Origin of the sequence: Mesorhizobium sp. M0408 (assembly GCF_040321495.1) — a bacterium.
GTDB lineage: Bacteria > Pseudomonadota > Alphaproteobacteria > Rhizobiales > Rhizobiaceae > Mesorhizobium.
Genome location: NZ_JAMYRO010000001.1, coordinates 170149 through 185397 on the forward strand (window position 1 = coordinate 170149; position 15249 = coordinate 185397).

15 protein-coding genes are annotated in these 15249 nt (G+C 62.6%); 13 read left to right on the forward strand and 2 right to left on the reverse strand.

Annotated elements, in window-relative coordinates; translation table 11 throughout:
- The first annotated feature begins 70 nt into the window (after positions 1 to 70).
- The 13 genes from NKI67_RS00885 to NKI67_RS00945 all read left to right on the forward strand — a co-directional run bounded on the left by NKI67_RS00885 (position 71) and on the right by NKI67_RS00945 (position 13296).
- Complete coding sequence (locus NKI67_RS00885; RefSeq protein ID WP_352568172.1) at positions 71 to 1441, forward strand: glutamine synthetase family protein; 1371 nt, start codon at positions 71 to 73, stop codon at positions 1439 to 1441.
- Positions 1442 to 1552: 111 nt separating this feature from the next.
- Positions 1553 to 1948, forward strand: a complete 396-nt coding sequence (locus tag NKI67_RS00890) for a helix-turn-helix domain-containing protein (protein ID WP_352568171.1) — start codon at positions 1553 to 1555, stop codon at positions 1946 to 1948.
- Entirely contained in the window at positions 1932 to 2357 is a 426-nt protein-coding gene (locus NKI67_RS00895; protein WP_352506370.1) for a type II toxin-antitoxin system VapC family toxin, read from the forward strand. Before NKI67_RS00890 ends, NKI67_RS00895 begins: the two co-directional genes overlap by 17 nt.
- Positions 2320 to 3756 carry an aldehyde dehydrogenase family protein gene (locus NKI67_RS00900; protein ID WP_352644119.1) on the forward strand — a complete coding sequence of 479 codons (1437 nt, stop codon included), beginning with the start codon at positions 2320 to 2322 and terminating at the stop codon, positions 3754 to 3756. The genes NKI67_RS00895 and NKI67_RS00900 overlap by 38 nt, the downstream gene beginning before the upstream one ends.
- A gap of 42 nt (positions 3757 to 3798) precedes the next feature.
- A complete protein-coding gene (locus NKI67_RS00905; RefSeq protein WP_352644120.1) occupies positions 3799 to 4284 on the forward strand; it encodes a DUF2569 domain-containing protein in 486 nt (161 codons plus the stop codon).
- A 38-nt stretch (positions 4285 to 4322) separates the two neighbouring features.
- The gene (locus tag NKI67_RS00910) at positions 4323 to 5495 is read left to right on the forward strand and encodes an iron-containing alcohol dehydrogenase (protein ID WP_352644121.1); all 1173 of its coding nucleotides are present in this window, start codon (positions 4323 to 4325) and stop codon (positions 5493 to 5495) included.
- A gap of 242 nt (positions 5496 to 5737) precedes the next feature.
- Positions 5738 to 6844, forward strand: a complete 1107-nt coding sequence (locus NKI67_RS00915; protein ID WP_352588184.1) for an ABC transporter substrate-binding protein — start codon at positions 5738 to 5740, stop codon at positions 6842 to 6844.
- A 64-nt stretch (positions 6845 to 6908) separates the two neighbouring features.
- A complete protein-coding gene (locus NKI67_RS00920) occupies positions 6909 to 7823 on the forward strand; it encodes an ABC transporter permease (RefSeq protein ID WP_023675356.1) in 915 nt (304 codons plus the stop codon).
- Entirely contained in the window at positions 7820 to 8611 is a 792-nt protein-coding gene (locus tag NKI67_RS00925; protein ID WP_352568166.1) for an ABC transporter permease, read from the forward strand. The genes NKI67_RS00920 and NKI67_RS00925 overlap by 4 nt, the downstream gene beginning before the upstream one ends.
- Positions 8612 to 8627: 16 nt before the next feature.
- Positions 8628 to 9692 (forward strand): ABC transporter ATP-binding protein, encoded by a 1065-nt coding sequence (locus tag NKI67_RS00930; RefSeq protein WP_023675358.1) that lies wholly within the window; start codon positions 8628 to 8630, stop codon positions 9690 to 9692.
- 205 nt (positions 9693 to 9897) lie between these two features.
- Positions 9898 to 11448: a cation:proton antiporter gene (locus tag NKI67_RS00935; protein ID WP_023675359.1), complete on the forward strand. Its 1551-nt coding sequence runs from the start codon at positions 9898 to 9900 to the stop codon at positions 11446 to 11448.
- Positions 11449 to 11537: 89 nt separating this feature from the next.
- Entirely contained in the window at positions 11538 to 12443 is a 906-nt protein-coding gene (locus NKI67_RS00940; RefSeq protein WP_352633689.1) for an endonuclease/exonuclease/phosphatase family protein, read from the forward strand.
- Positions 12444 to 12450: 7 nt separating this feature from the next.
- A complete protein-coding gene (locus NKI67_RS00945; protein ID WP_023675361.1) occupies positions 12451 to 13296 on the forward strand; it encodes an EamA family transporter in 846 nt (281 codons plus the stop codon).
- Here the strand turns inward: NKI67_RS00945 and NKI67_RS00950 are convergent, their stop codons facing one another.
- Positions 13297 to 13608, reverse strand: coding sequence for a Dabb family protein (locus NKI67_RS00950; protein ID WP_352448247.1), 312 nt, complete (start codon positions 13606 to 13608; stop codon positions 13297 to 13299).
- Positions 13609 to 13618: 10 nt separating this feature from the next.
- Positions 13619 to 15247 (reverse strand): GMC family oxidoreductase, encoded by a 1629-nt coding sequence (locus NKI67_RS00955; RefSeq protein WP_352633687.1) that lies wholly within the window; start codon positions 15245 to 15247, stop codon positions 13619 to 13621.
- Positions 15248 to 15249: the final 2 nt, after the last annotated feature.

The window sequence follows — 15249 nt, forward strand, 5'->3', positions numbered from 1 at the left end:
GCCGGCCGTGGTTTTCGTTTCCTTTTCAAAGTGACAAGCCCGAAACGACAAGCGCTGGAGTGCCAAAGGAATGGCCGGAAATTTCTCGTTCGATCAGTTGAAGCAAGCGGTCTCCAGCGGCGAGGTCGACACGGTGCTGGCCTGCATCGTCGATATGCAGGGGCGGCTCGCGGGAAAGCGGTTCCTGGCCCGGTATTTCGTCGATTCCGCGCATGACGAGACGCATGGCTGCAACTATCTGTTGGCCGCAGACATCGATATGGAACCGGTGCCCGGCTACAAGGCGGCGAGCTGGTCGAAAGGCTACGGCGATTTCGTCATGAAGCCGGACCTTGCGACGCTGCGGCGCGTTCCGTGGCTGGAGAAGACGGCGCTGGTGATCTGCGACGTGCTCGACCACCATACCCATGACGATCTGGCGCATTCGCCGCGCGCCATGCTGAAGAAGCAGGTCAAGCGGCTGCAGGAACGCGGCTATATCGGCTATTTCGCTTCCGAGCTCGAATTCTATCTGTTCAGCGAGACCTACGATTCCGCCCGCAAGAAGCACTGGCAGGGCCTCGAGACGGCATCGCCCTACATCGGCGACTACCAGATCGGCATCACCACCAAGGAAGAAGGCGTCATGCGCCGGCTGCGCAACGAGATGGAGGCGGCCGGCATCCCGATCGAGAATTCGAAGGGCGAGTGGGGGCCAGGCCAGGAAGAGATCAATGTCCGCTACGCCGAGGCGCTCGACATGGCCGACCGCCACGTCATCCTGAAGAACGGCGCCAAGGAAATCGCCGAGTCCGAAGGCAAGGCGATCTCGTTCATGGCCAAGTACAATTACGGGCTGGCCGGCAATTCCAGCCACATCCATAATTCGCTGTGGAGCGCCGACGGCAAGACGCCGCTGTTCTACGATAAGAATGCCGAGTGGACGCTGTCGACGCTCGGCCAGCAATGGGCGGCCGGCCAGCTCAAATATGCCAAGGAATTCACCTGGTTCCTGGCGCCCTACATCAACTCCTACAAGCGCTTCCAGGCCGGCACCTTCGCGCCGACCAAGATCATGTGGAGCGAAGACAACCGCACTGCCGGCTTCCGTCTTTGCGGCGAGGGCACCAAGGGCATCCGCATGGAATGCCGCGTCGGCGGCGCCGATTTGAACCCCTATCTGGCTTTCGCCGCGCTGATCGCGGCCGGGCTTGCCGGCATCGATGAAAAGCTTGAACTGCAGAAGCCCTTCGTCGGTGATGCCTACCAGGCCTCGCAGCTGCCTGAAATTCCAAAGACATTGCGCGACGCCACCGCGACGCTGGCGGAATCGAAAATGCTGAGGCAGGCGCTCGGCGACGATGTGCTGGAACATTATGTCCACACGGCACACTGGGAACAGTTCGAGTACGACCGCCGGATTACGGACTGGGAACTGCACAGGGGGTTCGAGCGGTATTGACGGCGTTGCGCTTTACGCAATATTGTTGCGGTTATCGCACCAGCAACACGCAGGAGGCAGCGTTTGCCCAAAGGTAGAGCCCATGTCGACAAGGCGTGGTTCATGAGTCGAATGAAGGAGCGCAAGCTCACGGTACGCAGCATGGCCGGCCGCATGAACATACACTACAGCGCCTTGTCGCGGACACTGAACGGTGAGCGGCGTATGCAGGTCGACGAGATACGCAAGATTGCTGAAATTCTCGACCGGCAGGAAAGCGAGATATTGGTGCACCTCGGAAGTTCCAATGATGCGGCGAGGCCACCGGAGCCTGATCGCCGGTCTGGTTTCAAGGAGGGGCAAGTGGATTTCGTGGACGACATGAACGGCAACAAGGAAGAGTACATCGTGCCGCCTCGGGGTGCCGATCCGTTGTTTGGATGCATGGCCGGGACGCTCACCCTGCTTCCGGACGTCGACTATACCGCGCCCGCCGATCCGGATTGGGGCAATGTCTATGACGAGTGAGGGGGTTCTGCTCGACACATGCTTCATGCTGTGGCTGTCAACGGAGCAGCCGGTCACGAGGGCTGCGGTCGAGAAGGTGACCAGCGCACGCAAAAATGGCAGCGTGATCGCCGTTTCCGTGATGTCCGCCTGGGAAATCGGCATGCTTGTAGCCAAGGGCCGGTTGCCATTCATCAAGTCACCGCTCGCATGGTTCGAACGGTTCGTGCAGACCGGGGCAGCGAGCGTCGAGGGGATCGACAGTGAGCTTTTGGTCGAGTCTTCGTTCCTGCCCGGCGTCGTTCACAACGATCCAACGGATCGGATCATCATAGCCACGGCGCGCTCGAAAAACCTCGAGATCATCACCCGCGATCGCGCAATCCTTGCCTATGGCGCGGCCGGCTTCGTCAAAACAGTGCCTTGTTGATTTGGAGACCTCTTTGGAAACCGTGAAGATAAAATCCCCCGTCGACGGTTCGATCTATGCCGAACGGCCTCTTGCCACCGACCAGGCGATCGGTGCCGCGGTCGAACGTGCCAAGGCGGCGCAGGAGAAGTGGGCTGAGACGCCGGTCGTCGAGCGCGGCAAGTACATGCCTGCCATGCTGGAAGCGCTGGTCGCCATGACCGGCGAGATCGTGCCGGAGATCGCCTGGCAGATGGGCAGGCCGGTGCGCTATGGCGGCGAGTTCGGCGGCGTCAGGGAACGCGTCAGCTACATGGTCGAGATCGCCGAGGCGGCCTTGAAGCCGGTCATGGCCTCCAACCCGAAGGACGGCTTTCGCCGTTATGTGAAGAAGGTGCCACTCGGCGTGGTCATGGTGATCGCGCCGTGGAACTATCCCTATCTCACCGCCGTCAACACCATCGTCCCGGCGCTGATGGCGGGCAGCGCCGTCATCCTCAAGCATGCGGCACAGACATTGTTGGTCGGCGAACGGTTTCAGCAGGCGTTTGATAAGGCCGGCCTGCCCAAGGGCCTGTTCCAGAACCTCGTCCTGAACCACGCGCAGACTGAAAGGCTGCTCGGCTCCGGCAAGATCGACCATGTCAACTTCACCGGCTCGGTCGCCGGCGGCCGCGCCATCGAGAAGGCGGCGGCGGGCACATTCATGACGCTCGGCCTCGAACTCGGCGGCAAGGATCCGGCCTATGTGCTGCCGGACGCAAAGATGGACCATGCCGTTGCCAATCTGGTCGACGGCGCCTTCTACAATTCCGGCCAGTGCTGCTGCGGCATCGAGCGCGTCTATGTCCACGAGACGGTCTACGATGAATTCGTCGAGGGCTTCATTGCCGAGACTGGGAATTACGTCGTCGGCAATCCGCTCGACCAGGCGACCACCATGGGGCCGATGGCGCAGGCGCGCTTCGCCGACCTGATCCGCGAGCAGAAGGCCGAGGCGTTGCGCAAGGGCGCCAGGGCACACATCAATATGAAGGTGGCCAACGACAGGCAAGGTTCCCCCTATCTGGCGCCGGAAGTGCTGACCCAGGTCGACCACCAGATGAGCGTCATGCGCGAGGAAAGCTTTGGCCCGATCGTCGGCATCATGAAGGTGCGCAACGACGAGGAAGCGATCGCGCTGATGAACGACAGCCCCTATGGGCTGACGGCCTCGATCTGGACGCGCGACACCGGCCGCGCGTCGGCGATCGGCGATCGCGTCGAGACCGGCACGGTGTTCATGAACCGCTGCGACTATCTCGACCCGGCGCTGGTCTGGACCGGCGTCAAGGACACCGGCAAGGGCGCGGCACTGTCGGCCATCGGCTACGATAATCTGACCAGGCCGAAATCATACCATCTGCGCGAGGTGATCTAAGGTGGCGATCGACAAGCATGCGATCGCTGTTGAGGGGGAGTAATGGCGGATACACAACAATCGGCGCTGCCGGATCGTGAGGGTCCCGAGGGTATCGGCGGATGGCTTGTCCTGCCGATGCTCGGGTTGATGCTCACGCCGATACTGGGGTTGGTACAACTGCACAATACCGACTATCTCGGCTTCGACTGGCAGACCTTCAGTTTTTCTCAAGGTGCCCTGATTCTTGCCGAATTGGTGATATTCGGCATACTAAACCTATCGGCCCCGGCCCTATTATTGTTCTTCATGTTCAAGCGCTGGCAGATATTCCCCGGCTGGTACATGATTTGGGCATTCGCGATGCCGGTATATGCCGTTCTCGATCCATGGGCTGTGCATCTGGCTTTTCCCACCGCCGTTCCAGAATTGGCCGACGCGTACGACGCAGACACCGTGGGCGGAATTTCGCGCTCGATATGGGCCGCAGTCATCTGGGTTCCGTACATGATGCGGTCGGAACGTGTGGCCAACACCTTTGTGAACTAATGACATCCAAGAGCACGAAAGCAGTCAAGAAGGTCGAAATGACAAAACTCGTTTCCAAATGGAATTACCCGACGACCGTCCGCTTCGGCGCCGGACGCATCAAGGAGCTGCCGGAGGTGCTGGCGGCGACCGGCATCAAGCGGCCGCTGTTCGTCACCGATCCGGGACTGGCCAGGCTGCCGGTGGTGGCCTCGACGCTGAAGATCCTCGACGACGCCAAGGTGCCGTATGGCGTGTTTTCCGAGGTCAAGCCGAACCCGGTGGATTCCAACCTGACCGCCGGCATTGCCGTGTTCAAGAAGGGCAAGCATGACGGCGTCATTGCCTTTGGCGGCGGCTCGGCGCTCGACCTCGGCAAGCTGATCGCCTTCCAGGCCGGGCAGACACGGCCGGTCTGGGATTTCGAGGATGTCGGCGACTGGTGGACACGCGCCGATGCCGATGCGATCGCGCCGATCATCGCCGTGCCGACCACGGCCGGCACCGGCTCGGAGGTCGGTCGCGCCGGCGTCATCACCAATGAGGCGACCCATACCAAGAAGGTCATCTTCCATCCAAAGCTTTTGCCGGCGATCGTCATCGCCGATCCGGAGCTGTCGGTCGGCATGCCTGGCTTCATCACCGCCGGCACCGGCATGGATGCGCTCGCTCACTGTCTCGAAGCCTATTGCGCGCCGGGCTATCACCCGATGGCCGACGGCATCGCCGTGGAAGGCATAAGGCTGGTCTTCGAGAACCTGCCGAAAGCCTATGCCAACGGCAAAGATCTGGTCGCCCGCGCCAACATGATGAGCGCCGCCGCCATGGGAGCGGCCGCCTTCCAGAAAGGGCTTGGAGCGATTCATTCGCTGTCGCATCCGATCGGCGCGCTCTACGACACCCACCACGGCATGACCAACGCCGTGTTCATGCCCTATGTGCTGGCCTTCAACCGCGAGGCGATCGAGCCGCGCATCGCCCGGCTTGCCGCCTATTGCGGCATCAAGGGCGGATTCGACGGTTTTGCCAAGGCGATCATCAAGCTGCGCAAGGAGCTCAAGGTGCCGCATGCGCTGCCCAGCCTGATCAAGGGGCTCGACATGGACAAGAAACGCAAGGGCCTGATTGCCGACATGGCGGTGGTCGATCCGACCGCCGGCGGCAACCCGGTCAAGCTGACCAAAAAGGCGGCGCTGACGCTGCTCGAAAACGCCATCGCCGGCGCCGTCTGAGACAATTTTCGCATCGGAAATCGAGTTAGGAAAAGAGGCAAAGGAAAGGGGGAAAGATGAAAGGCAAGATCGAAACTAGTTAGCCGGAAAAAGAATCGCGAAGCGATTGCTACAGCCGGTTAAAAAGAGTTTACTTTTTCGTACTGCGGGGCATCGCTTTCACAAAGCTTTCATCTGGCTGTCACACGAAAACGATACCGCATCGCAGGCGTCCAACGGCGTCAGTTCAACGGAGAGAACACATGTTCAAATTCACGGGAAAACTGCTTTCCCTTTCGGCCGTCGCCCTGATGGCGACTTCTGCCATCTCGTCGGCCCAGTCCATGGATGAACTGGTCGCCGCAGCCAAGGCTGAAGGCCAGCTCACCACCATCGCGCTGCCCCATGACTGGTGCGGCTACGGCGCGGTCATCGACGGCTTCAAGGCGAAATATCCGGAAATCACAATCAATGAACTCAACCCCGATGCCGGCTCCGGCGACGAGGTCGAGGCGATCAAGGCCAACAAGGACAACAAGGGCCCGCAAGCGCCCGACGTCATCGACGTCGGCCTGAGCTTCGGCCCGACCGCAAAGAAGGATGGCCTGATCCAGGCTTATAAAGTGTCAACCTGGGACTCGATCCCGGACAGCGCCAAGGATGCCGAAGGCTTTTGGACCGGCGACTACTACGGCGTGCTTTCGTTTCTGGTGAACAAGGACCTGGTCAAGGAAGCGCCGGCCGACTGGGCCGACTTGCTGAAGCCGGAATTCGCCAATACCGTGGCGCTCGCCGGTGACCCGCGTGCTTCGAACCAGGCCATCCAGGCAGTCTATGCCGCCGGCCTTTCCGGCGGTGCGGCTGCCGGCGAAGCCGCCGGCACGGCTGGTCTCGACTTCTTCAAGAAGCTCAACGCCGCCGGCAATTTCGTGCCGGTCATCGGCAAGCCCGCGACGCTTGCCCAAGGCCAGACGCCAATCCTGGTGACCTGGGATTATAACGCGCTTGCCGGCCGTGATACGCTGAAGGGCAATCCGCCGGTCGACGTCGTCGTGCCGAAGACCGGTGTCGTCGCCGGCGTCTATGTTCAGGCGATTAGTGCCTACGCGCCGCACCCGAATGCTGCCAAGCTATGGCTGGAATATCTCTATTCCGACGAAGGCCAGATCGGCTGGCTGAAGGGCTATTGTCACCCGATCCGCTTCAACGACCTCGCCAAGAATGGCAAGCTCCCGGCTGATGTGATGGCCAAGCTGCCGCCGGCCGAGTCCTATGCAGCCGCGGTGTTCCCGACGCTCGACGAGCAGGGCAAGGCCAAGGAAGCCATCACCAAGAACTGGGATGCCGTCGTCGGCGCCAACGTCAAGTAAGACTTGAGATCAGCCGGGCGGCTTAGATCGCCGCCCGGCATACCTCCAGGACGGTAGCCGGCGCATGACCGATATCTCGTTGTCCGATCACGCTGTTGCCGGGAAGACCGCGCCTCCTGCCGACGCCCGCAGCATGAGGCTGCCGACGCAATGGCTTGGCGTTGCGCCTTTCTTCATCTTCGCCATCATGTTCCTGATCCTGCCCACGCTCTATCTGATGCTTGGCGCATTCCGGAACGATGCGGGCGAATTCACTTTCGAAAACATAGCGGCCTTGGCGCAGCCGTCGATCGTTGCCGCCTACTGGATCTCAATCAAGGTCAGCCTCGCCTCGTCGCTGATCGGTGCTTTCGCGGGGCTTGCCATTGCCATCGCCATCGTGCGCGGCGGGCTGCCGGAGTGGATACGCTCGGCGACACTGACCTTTTCCGGCGTGGCCTCCAATTTTGCCGGCGTGCCGCTGGCCTTCGCCTTTCTCGCGACGCTCGGCCGGCTCGGGCTCGCCACGGTGCTGCTCAACGTCTTGGTCGGCTTCAACATTTATGCCCATGGTTTCAACATCCTGTCGTTCTGGGGCCTGACGCTGACCTATGTCTATTTCCAGATCCCGCTGATGGTGGTGATCATCGTGCCGGCGATCGATGGGCTGAAGAAGGAATGGGGCGAAGCGGCGGCAACGCTTGGCGCGACCCAGGCGCAGTTCTGGCGCATGGTCGTCATTCCGGTGATCTGGCCAAGTTTCCTCGGCACCGTCATCCTCTTGTTCGCCAACGCGTTCGGTGCCATCGCCACCGCTTACGCTCTGACCGGCTCCTCGCTTAACATCGTCCCTATCCTGCTCTACGCGCAGATCCGCGGTGACGTGCTGCACAATGCCCATCTCGGCTACGCCATCGCTTTCGGCATGATCGTCATCACCGGGCTGGCCAATGTCTTCTACATCTGGTTCCGGACGCGCTCTGAGAGGTGGCTCAAATGAAGTCCGGCAGATTCTGGGCCTGGATCGTCTTCGCGCTGGGCGCGGCCTATTTCTTCATTCCGCTGATCGCGACCGTGGAATTCTCCATGCGCATGCGGCGCGGCGCGTATTCCTTCGATGCCTATCAGGTCGTGCTCGGCGATCCCCGCTTCCAGGCGACCTTCATCTATTCGGTGGTCGCCGCCATCTTCACCATCGTCCTTGGCGTGCTGGTGGTGGTGCCGGCGGCGTACTGGATTCGTCTGCGGCTCCCGCAGCTAAGGCCCGTCGTCGAGTTCATCACGCTGTTGCCGCTGGTCATCCCGGCCATCGTTATCGTCTTCGGCTACATCAGAATGTACGGGTCAAATTCACCGCTGCCGTTCCTGGCCAGCGACACAGGAGCCAATGCCTTGCTGGTCATCGGTTATGCGACACTGGCGCTGCCCTATATGTATCGCGCCGTCGACACCGGGCTTCGCACCATCGACGTGCGGACACTGACCGAAGCGGCGCAGATCCTCGGCGCCGGCTGGGGCACGATCATCACCCGGGTCATCCTGCCCAACGTGCTGATCGCGGTGCTGTCGGGCGCCTTCCTGACCTTCGCCATCGTCATCGGTGAATTTACCATGGCCAGCCTGCTCAACCGGCCTGCCTTCGGACCCTATCTGCAGAACGTCGGCGCCAACCGCGCCTACGAGCCGGCGGCGCTTGCCATCATCGCCTTCGCCATCACCTGGGGCTGCATGTCGCTGATCCAGATCCTGTCGCGCTTCGCGCCGCGATCGGCGAACCGTCCGAACTGACCCGAAGGAAAAAGCCATGACCGAGCCATTCCTCTCAATCCAGCATGTGCGAAAATCCTTCGGCCCCATCACCGTGGTGCAGGATTTCAACCTCGACGTCGAGCCGGGCGAATTCGTCTCCTTCCTCGGCCCGTCGGGCTGCGGCAAGACGACGGTGCTGCGCATGGTCGCCGGTTTCGAGGAGCCAAGCGCCGGCAAGATCGTCGTGGCCGGCAAGGACATCACCCGGCTGAAGCCCAACCAGCGCAATGTCGGCATGGTGTTCCAGGCCTATGCGCTGTTTCCGAACCTCACCGTGGCACAGAATATCGGCTTCGGGCTGAAGGTCGCCGGCATGCCGAAGGCCGATGCCGACAGGCGCGTTGCCGAGATGCTCGACATCATCAAGCTGCCGCAGATGGGCGACCGCTATCCCTATCAGCTCTCCGGCGGTCAGCAGCAGCGCATCGCGCTGGCGCGGGCGATTGCGCCCAAGCCGAAACTGCTGCTGCTCGACGAGCCGCTGTCGGCACTCGACGCCAAGGTGCGCGTGTCGCTGCGCGAGGAAATCCGCTCGATCCAGAAGAAGCTCGGCATCACCACCATCTTCGTCACCCACGACCAGGAAGAGGCGCTGTCGATTTCCGACCGTATCGCGGTGATGTATGGCGGCAAGGCCGAGCAAGTCGGCACGCCGTTCGAGATCTACAACCGGCCGGCAACCAAATTCGTCGCCAATTTCGTCGGCACGCTGAACGTGCTCGAAGGCACGGTCACCGACGCGGCTTCGGGCAAGGTTCGCGTCAATTCGCAAGAGGTCTCGCTCAAGGGCAAGCTCAACGGCTCGAAATCCGGCGACACGCTGTCGTTGGCACTGCGTCCGGAAGCGATTTCGCTCGGGCGTCACCCCGGCCGCGACTCCAGCCTTTCGGGCGAAATCGCCGAGGTGCATTTCCTCGGCTCGGTCATCCGGGTGCGCGTCGGCATCGGTGGCAGCACGGTCTCGCTCGACACGTTCAACAGCCCGGCCACGCCGCCGCCGGCCGTCGGCGAAAAGGCCGAAATTTCGTTCTCGTCGGGCGACATGCTGGTGCTGCATTAGGAGAAGAGTGAATGGTGAATAGTGAATAGTGAATAGTGAATAGTGAGAATGCGCTTTACGCGCCGAAATTGCTCTGCAAGCAACCATTCACCATTCACCATTCACCATTCACCATTCACCATTCACCATTCACCATTCACCAGCAGCCTAAGCCGTGGCCGTTTTTTGCAGTGCCAATCGCCCGGCTTCACCGCTACGATAAGGCATGGCGCTTTTTGAACTCACCCTTGTCCTGCTTCTCATCGCGGTCGCCCTGACCGCGCTGTCGCGGCGTCTGCAGATTCCCTATCCGTCATTGCTGGCGCTGGCCGGCGCCGGCATCGCCTTCCTGCCGTTTGCCCCGACCATCGAGATCGACCCGGAGCTGGCGCTCGCTCTGTTCATCGCGCCGGTTCTGCTCGACGCGGCCTATGACACGTCGCTGCGCGATCTCAACCGCTACAAGGTTTCGCTCATCCTGCTGGCGCTTGGCGCCGTCATCTTCACCACCGTGACGGTCGCGCTGGTCGGCTGGACGATGGCAGGCCTGCCCATTGCCGCGGCCATAGCGCTCGGCGCGATCGTAGCGCCGCCCGATGCGGTGGCGGCGGCGGCCGTGCTCGGACAGTTCAAGGTGCCGCACCGCATCACCGCCATCCTGGAAGGCGAGAGCCTTCTCAACGACGCCACGGCGCTGTTGATCTACAGGATGTCGGTTTCCGCAGCCGCCGGCTCCATCCTGTTGAGCAGTGCCGTTCCAATGATCCTGCTGTCGACGGTCGGCAGCCTTGCCGCAGGCTATGTGCTCGGCCGGTTGTCTCTCGCCATACTCGGCCGCATCGACGACCCGGCGAGCGGCACCGTGGTGCAATTCGCCTCAACCTTCGGCGTCTGGATCCTGGCCGACAGGATAGGGCTTTCCGCCATCATCACGATCGTCGTCTATGCCATGACGATCGCACGTACATCGCCGCGCCGCATGCCGGCAAGGAATCGTGTCAGCTCCTACTCGGTCTGGGAGACGGCGGTGTTCGTGCTCAACGTGCTGGCCTTCGTTCTGATGGGCCTGCAAGCGCGGTCCATCGTCGGCCGACTTGCCGAGCAAGGACAAAGCGAGGCGTTCGTCTTTGCCCTGGCTGTGCTGGCCGTCGTCATCGTATCGCGGCTCGTCTGGGTTCTGGGCTGCGGCGCGATCCTCAGAGCGCTGGCACGTCTGGGCGACGAGGACAGGCGGAAGGACGCACCGACATTGCGCGGCGGCGTGCTCATCGGCTGGTGCGGCATGCGTGGCCTGGTGACGCTTGCGGCAGCCTTCGCCTTGCCGGCCGACTTTCCGGGCCGTGATCCGATCGTGCTCGCCGCTTTCACGGTCGTGCTCGGCACATTGGTGCTGCAAGGCGTCAGCCTGAAACCGTTGCTGCTTCTGCTCAATCTCGACCTCGACCGGACGGTCGACCGGGAGGTGGCGCAGGCGCGCGTCGCCATCATGCAGGCGGCGCTGGACGTGCTCAGCGGCAAGACATCGAGCGCGGCCGGGGCGGTGCGAGAGCAATATGCCGCCCAGCGCGCCATCGCCGAAAACCCGGAGGATGCCCAGGCGGCGACCGAGTATGACAGATTGCGTCTTTACGCCATCAAGAGCCAGCGCGATGCGCTGGAGCGTTTGCGCATCGACGGGACGATCGGCGACGAAGCCTACCACCGCCTTGAGGAAGAAATCGACTGGTCGGAACTGGCAGCATCCCCGCCCGGTCGGTTCCAGCCGCTGACCACTTAGCATCTGGCCCAAGCTCCCTCCGCCCGGCTGCACATTGCAAGGCTGTCAGCGAACGGCTACTGCCAGCAGGAAACTGAGCCGGATAAGCAATGAAGCTGGTCAGCTATAACATCCAGTACGGCTTCGGCAGCGATGGCCGCTACGACCTGGCGCGTTGTGCCAAGGTCGTGGCCGGCGCCGACATCGTCGCCTTGCAGGAGGTGGAACGGCACTGGTTGCGCAGCAACGAGGACGACCAGCCGGAACTTCTTTCGCAATTGCTGCCCGACTATCATTGGGTCTACGGGCCGGCCTTCGACATGGATGCCAGCCACCGGCGTGGAGGCCGCATCGTCAACCGGCGGCGGCAATTCGGCACCATGGTTCTGTCGAAGCTTCCGATCGTCTGGTCGCGGCTGCATACGCTGCCGCTCAGGCGCACGCTGCGGCCGCTCAACACCCGCAATGCCGCACTCGAATGCATGATCCGCACCCCTGCCGGTCCGGTGCGGGTGCTGTCGTTGCATCTGGCGCATATCGCGGCCGAGGAGCGGCTGGAGCAGATCGACTATTTGCTCGCCGAGCATCGCCGCGCGCCGTCCGAGGGCGGTCCATGGAGCGGCGCCGACGACGAGCCGGCGCGCAACTGGAGCAATGGCGAACAGGAGCCAGAAAACCCCGTAACGGCGATCTGGTTGGGCGACTTCAACATGGAGCCGGATAGCGCCGAGTACCGGCGCATTGTCGGCAGCGCGCCCTATCATCGCGGTGCCGCCTATCTCGACGGTTTTGTCGATGCCGCCGCCGTCGCAACAGCGGATTTCCACACCCATGTGAAGACTATCGATGGTAGGCTGGCAAAGCGCCGGCTCGACCATTGCTTCGTCGGCGGCATGTTTGCCGGGCGCGTGCGCTCGGTCAGCGCCGATATCGGGCAAATCGCTTCCGACCATTTTCCGCTCTGGGTCGATATCGACCTGGAGACGCCGATCGTCATCGGGACGGGCGGCGGATGAACCGCCGATGAGCCTGTTTGTCTTTTTCGCGGTGCTCGCCGCCGCTTCCATGCATGCGATCTGGAACGCGCTGGTCAAGGTCCATCTCGACCGTTTTCTGTCGATCACACTGATGACGCTCGGCATGGGTGCCGCTGCGCTGGTGACGTTGCCTTTCGTCGAGGTGCCGAAGCCGGAAGTGTGGCCATACATCCTCGCCTCGGTTGTCTTCCACATGGGCTACAGGACGTTCCTGATCGGCGCCTACAAGGCCGGCGATTTCGCCCAGACCTATCCGCTGGCGCGCGGCACCGCGCCATTGCTGGCCGCTTTGGGGGGCGTTGTGGTGGTTGCCGAGATGCCGGCGCCGCTCGCCATTCTCGGCATCCTCTTGTTGTCGGCGGGCACGCTGGTGCTGTCGTTTCGCGGCGGCGCGCATCTGGAGAAATTGAACCTGCGCGCCGTCGGCTTCGCACTGGGCACATCGATCTTCATCGCCAGCTACACGCTGTCGGACGGCAGCGGCGCGCGGCTGGCCGCCACCGCGTCGAGTTATGCCGCCTGGCTGTTCGTCTGCGATGCGCTGTGGGCGCTGGTGCTATGCGTCGTCTTTCGCGGCCCACAGGCGCTGCCGGTGCTGGCGCGCGACTGGAAGGCCGGAATCTATACCGGCGTGCTCAGCGGCGGCGCCTACTGGATCGTGATGTGGGCGATGACCAAGGCGCCGATCGCCTCGGTGGCGTCGCTGCGCGAAACATCGATCCTGTTCGCCATGATGATCTCGGTCTTCGCGCTCGGCGAGAAGATGACGGCATGGCGAGGTGCCGCGGTGCTTAGCATCGTTGCCGGCGTCGTTGCGCTGAGAATGGGATAGTCACGCGATCTCCAGATCAAACACCATCAGCCCGTCGGTGCCGCCTTCGAGCGCCGCGACCAGTTTTGCGCCGGCTCGCTGGTGCGCTTCATGCTCCAGATAGGCATCGCGTGCCGCAGCGTCGCGAAAGTCGATGGTGAAGCCGTGCGTGAAGCCGCGGGCGAAGGGTTCCGGGCTGGTATTGGCGCTGAATTCGACCTTGCCCATGCCGTCGATCACAGCCCGCAACGCTTCGAGATCGGCATGGATTGCCGCGCGCTCGGCGTCGGCGACATCGTTGCGAAATCTGACGAAGACACAATGCCTGATCATTCTTTGTCCCTCATGCCGCTCGGTTGGTGGAAAACACCGCCGGCGGCAGCGGCTCGCGGCCAAGGATCAGATCGGCGCCTTTTTCGCCAACCATGATCGTCGGGGCATTGGTGTTGGAGGAGGGGATGCGCGGCATCACCGAGGCGTCGCAGACGCGCAGGCCCTCGATACCGCGCAGCCTGAGATCTGGCGTTACCACGCTCATCGCATCGTGGCCCATGCGGCAGGTGCCGACCGGGTGGTGGTCGGTCTTGGAACTGCGGCAAGCGTAGTCGAACAACTCGTCGCCGCTCTGCAGGTCGGGTCCCGGCAGTACCTCGCGCAGCACATAGGGCTGCAGCGCCTTCTGCCGCATGATCTCGCGCGCCAGCCTCAGCCCCTTGATCGACATGTCACGGTCATAGGGATCGGACCAATAGTTCGGATCGATCAGCGGGCGGTCGGCCGGGTCGGCACTGTTCAGCCGCACCATGCCGCGCGAGCGCGGGCGCAGGAAGGCCGAGTTCAGTGTCACGCCCGGATTGTTCAGCTTCTCGACGCCGGCCTCGATGCCGGAGCCGAGGCCGAGATGCAGCTGGATGTCGGGAGAGGCGGCGGTCGGATCGGCGTACCAGAAGCCGCCGGTCTCGAACAGGCTGGAGGCCACCGGGCCTTTCTTCAGGAGCAGATATTGCAGCCCGGCCCAAGCCGTCCAGTGCAGCTTGGCGTAGTTGTCGTAGGTGTGATCGCCGGTGCATTCGGCGATGACGAACAGGTCGAGATGATCCTGCAGGTTGGAGCCGACGCCGGGCAAATCGTGCACCGGTGTCACGCCGACCGCCTTCAGATGGTCGGCCGGGCCGATGCCCGACTGCAGCAAAAGCTTCGGCGAGCCGATGGCGCCGGACGAGACGATCACCTCGCGCTCGGCGTGCAGGATCGTTGGCTGGCCGCCCGGCCTGTCGACGATCTCGACGCCGACGGCGCGGCCTTTGTCGACGACGATGCGTGTCACTAGAACGCCGGTCCTGATGGTGAGATTCTTGCGCTCCCGGATCGGCCTGAGATAGGCGACCGAGGCGGAGGAGCGCTTCGCGTCCTTCTGCGTCAATTGGTAATAGCCGACGCCCTCCTGGCTGGCGCCGTTGAAGTCGGGATTGAAGGGGATGCCCATCTCCTGTCCGGCACGGAAATAGGCCTCGCAGATCGGCAGCGGCGCGATCGGGTTCGACACGCCGAGCGGGCCTTGGTCGCCGTGGAAATCGTTGGCATAACGCTGGTTGTTCTCCGCGCGCTTGAAATAGGGCAGCACGTCGCGATAGCCCCAGCCGGCAAGGCCTTCTTCCTTCTCCCAGGCGTCGTAGTCGCGGGCGTTGCCGCGCGTGTAGATCTGCGCGTTGATCGACGAGCCGCCGCCGATCACCTTGGCCTGCGTGTATCGGAAGACGCGGTCGTTCATGTGCTTTTGCGGCACCGTCGACCAGCCCCAGGCGGCGATGCCCTTGGTCATCTTGGCAAAACCGGCCGGCATGTGGATCAGCGGATGCCAGTCCTTGCCGCCGGCTTCGAGCAGCAGCACCTGATGCGACGGATCTTCGCTCAGCCGGTTGGCGAGTACGCAGCCGGCCGGGCCGGCGCCGACGATTATGTAGTCCGTCATGG

What these genes read in the sequence shown, in the direction of transcription:
- NKI67_RS00945 (WP_023675361.1), top strand. Translation starts at nt 12,451, where the DNA reads ATGAGCCTGTTTGTCTTTTTCGCGGTGCTCGCCGCCGCTTCCATGCAT.
- NKI67_RS00950 (WP_352448247.1), bottom strand. Translation starts at nt 13,608, where the DNA reads ATGATCAGGCATTGTGTCTTCGTCAGATTTCGCAACGATGTCGCCGAC.
- NKI67_RS00885 (WP_352568172.1), top strand. Translation starts at nt 71, where the DNA reads ATGGCCGGAAATTTCTCGTTCGATCAGTTGAAGCAAGCGGTCTCCAGC.
- NKI67_RS00935 (WP_023675359.1), top strand. Translation starts at nt 9,898, where the DNA reads ATGGCGCTTTTTGAACTCACCCTTGTCCTGCTTCTCATCGCGGTCGCC.
- NKI67_RS00940 (WP_352633689.1), top strand. Translation starts at nt 11,538, where the DNA reads ATGAAGCTGGTCAGCTATAACATCCAGTACGGCTTCGGCAGCGATGGC.
- NKI67_RS00890 (WP_352568171.1), top strand. Translation starts at nt 1,553, where the DNA reads ATGAAGGAGCGCAAGCTCACGGTACGCAGCATGGCCGGCCGCATGAAC.
- NKI67_RS00905 (WP_352644120.1), top strand. Translation starts at nt 3,799, where the DNA reads ATGGCGGATACACAACAATCGGCGCTGCCGGATCGTGAGGGTCCCGAG.
- NKI67_RS00925 (WP_352568166.1), top strand. Translation starts at nt 7,820, where the DNA reads ATGAAGTCCGGCAGATTCTGGGCCTGGATCGTCTTCGCGCTGGGCGCG.
- NKI67_RS00920 (WP_023675356.1), top strand. Translation starts at nt 6,909, where the DNA reads ATGACCGATATCTCGTTGTCCGATCACGCTGTTGCCGGGAAGACCGCG.
- NKI67_RS00900 (WP_352644119.1), top strand. Translation starts at nt 2,320, where the DNA reads ATGGCGCGGCCGGCTTCGTCAAAACAGTGCCTTGTTGATTTGGAGACC.
- NKI67_RS00895 (WP_352506370.1), top strand. Translation starts at nt 1,932, where the DNA reads ATGTCTATGACGAGTGAGGGGGTTCTGCTCGACACATGCTTCATGCTG.
- NKI67_RS00915 (WP_352588184.1), top strand. Translation starts at nt 5,738, where the DNA reads ATGTTCAAATTCACGGGAAAACTGCTTTCCCTTTCGGCCGTCGCCCTG.
- NKI67_RS00955 (WP_352633687.1), bottom strand. Translation starts at nt 15,247, where the DNA reads ATGACGGACTACATAATCGTCGGCGCCGGCCCGGCCGGCTGCGTACTC.
- NKI67_RS00930 (WP_023675358.1), top strand. Translation starts at nt 8,628, where the DNA reads ATGACCGAGCCATTCCTCTCAATCCAGCATGTGCGAAAATCCTTCGGC.
- NKI67_RS00910 (WP_352644121.1), top strand. Translation starts at nt 4,323, where the DNA reads ATGACAAAACTCGTTTCCAAATGGAATTACCCGACGACCGTCCGCTTC.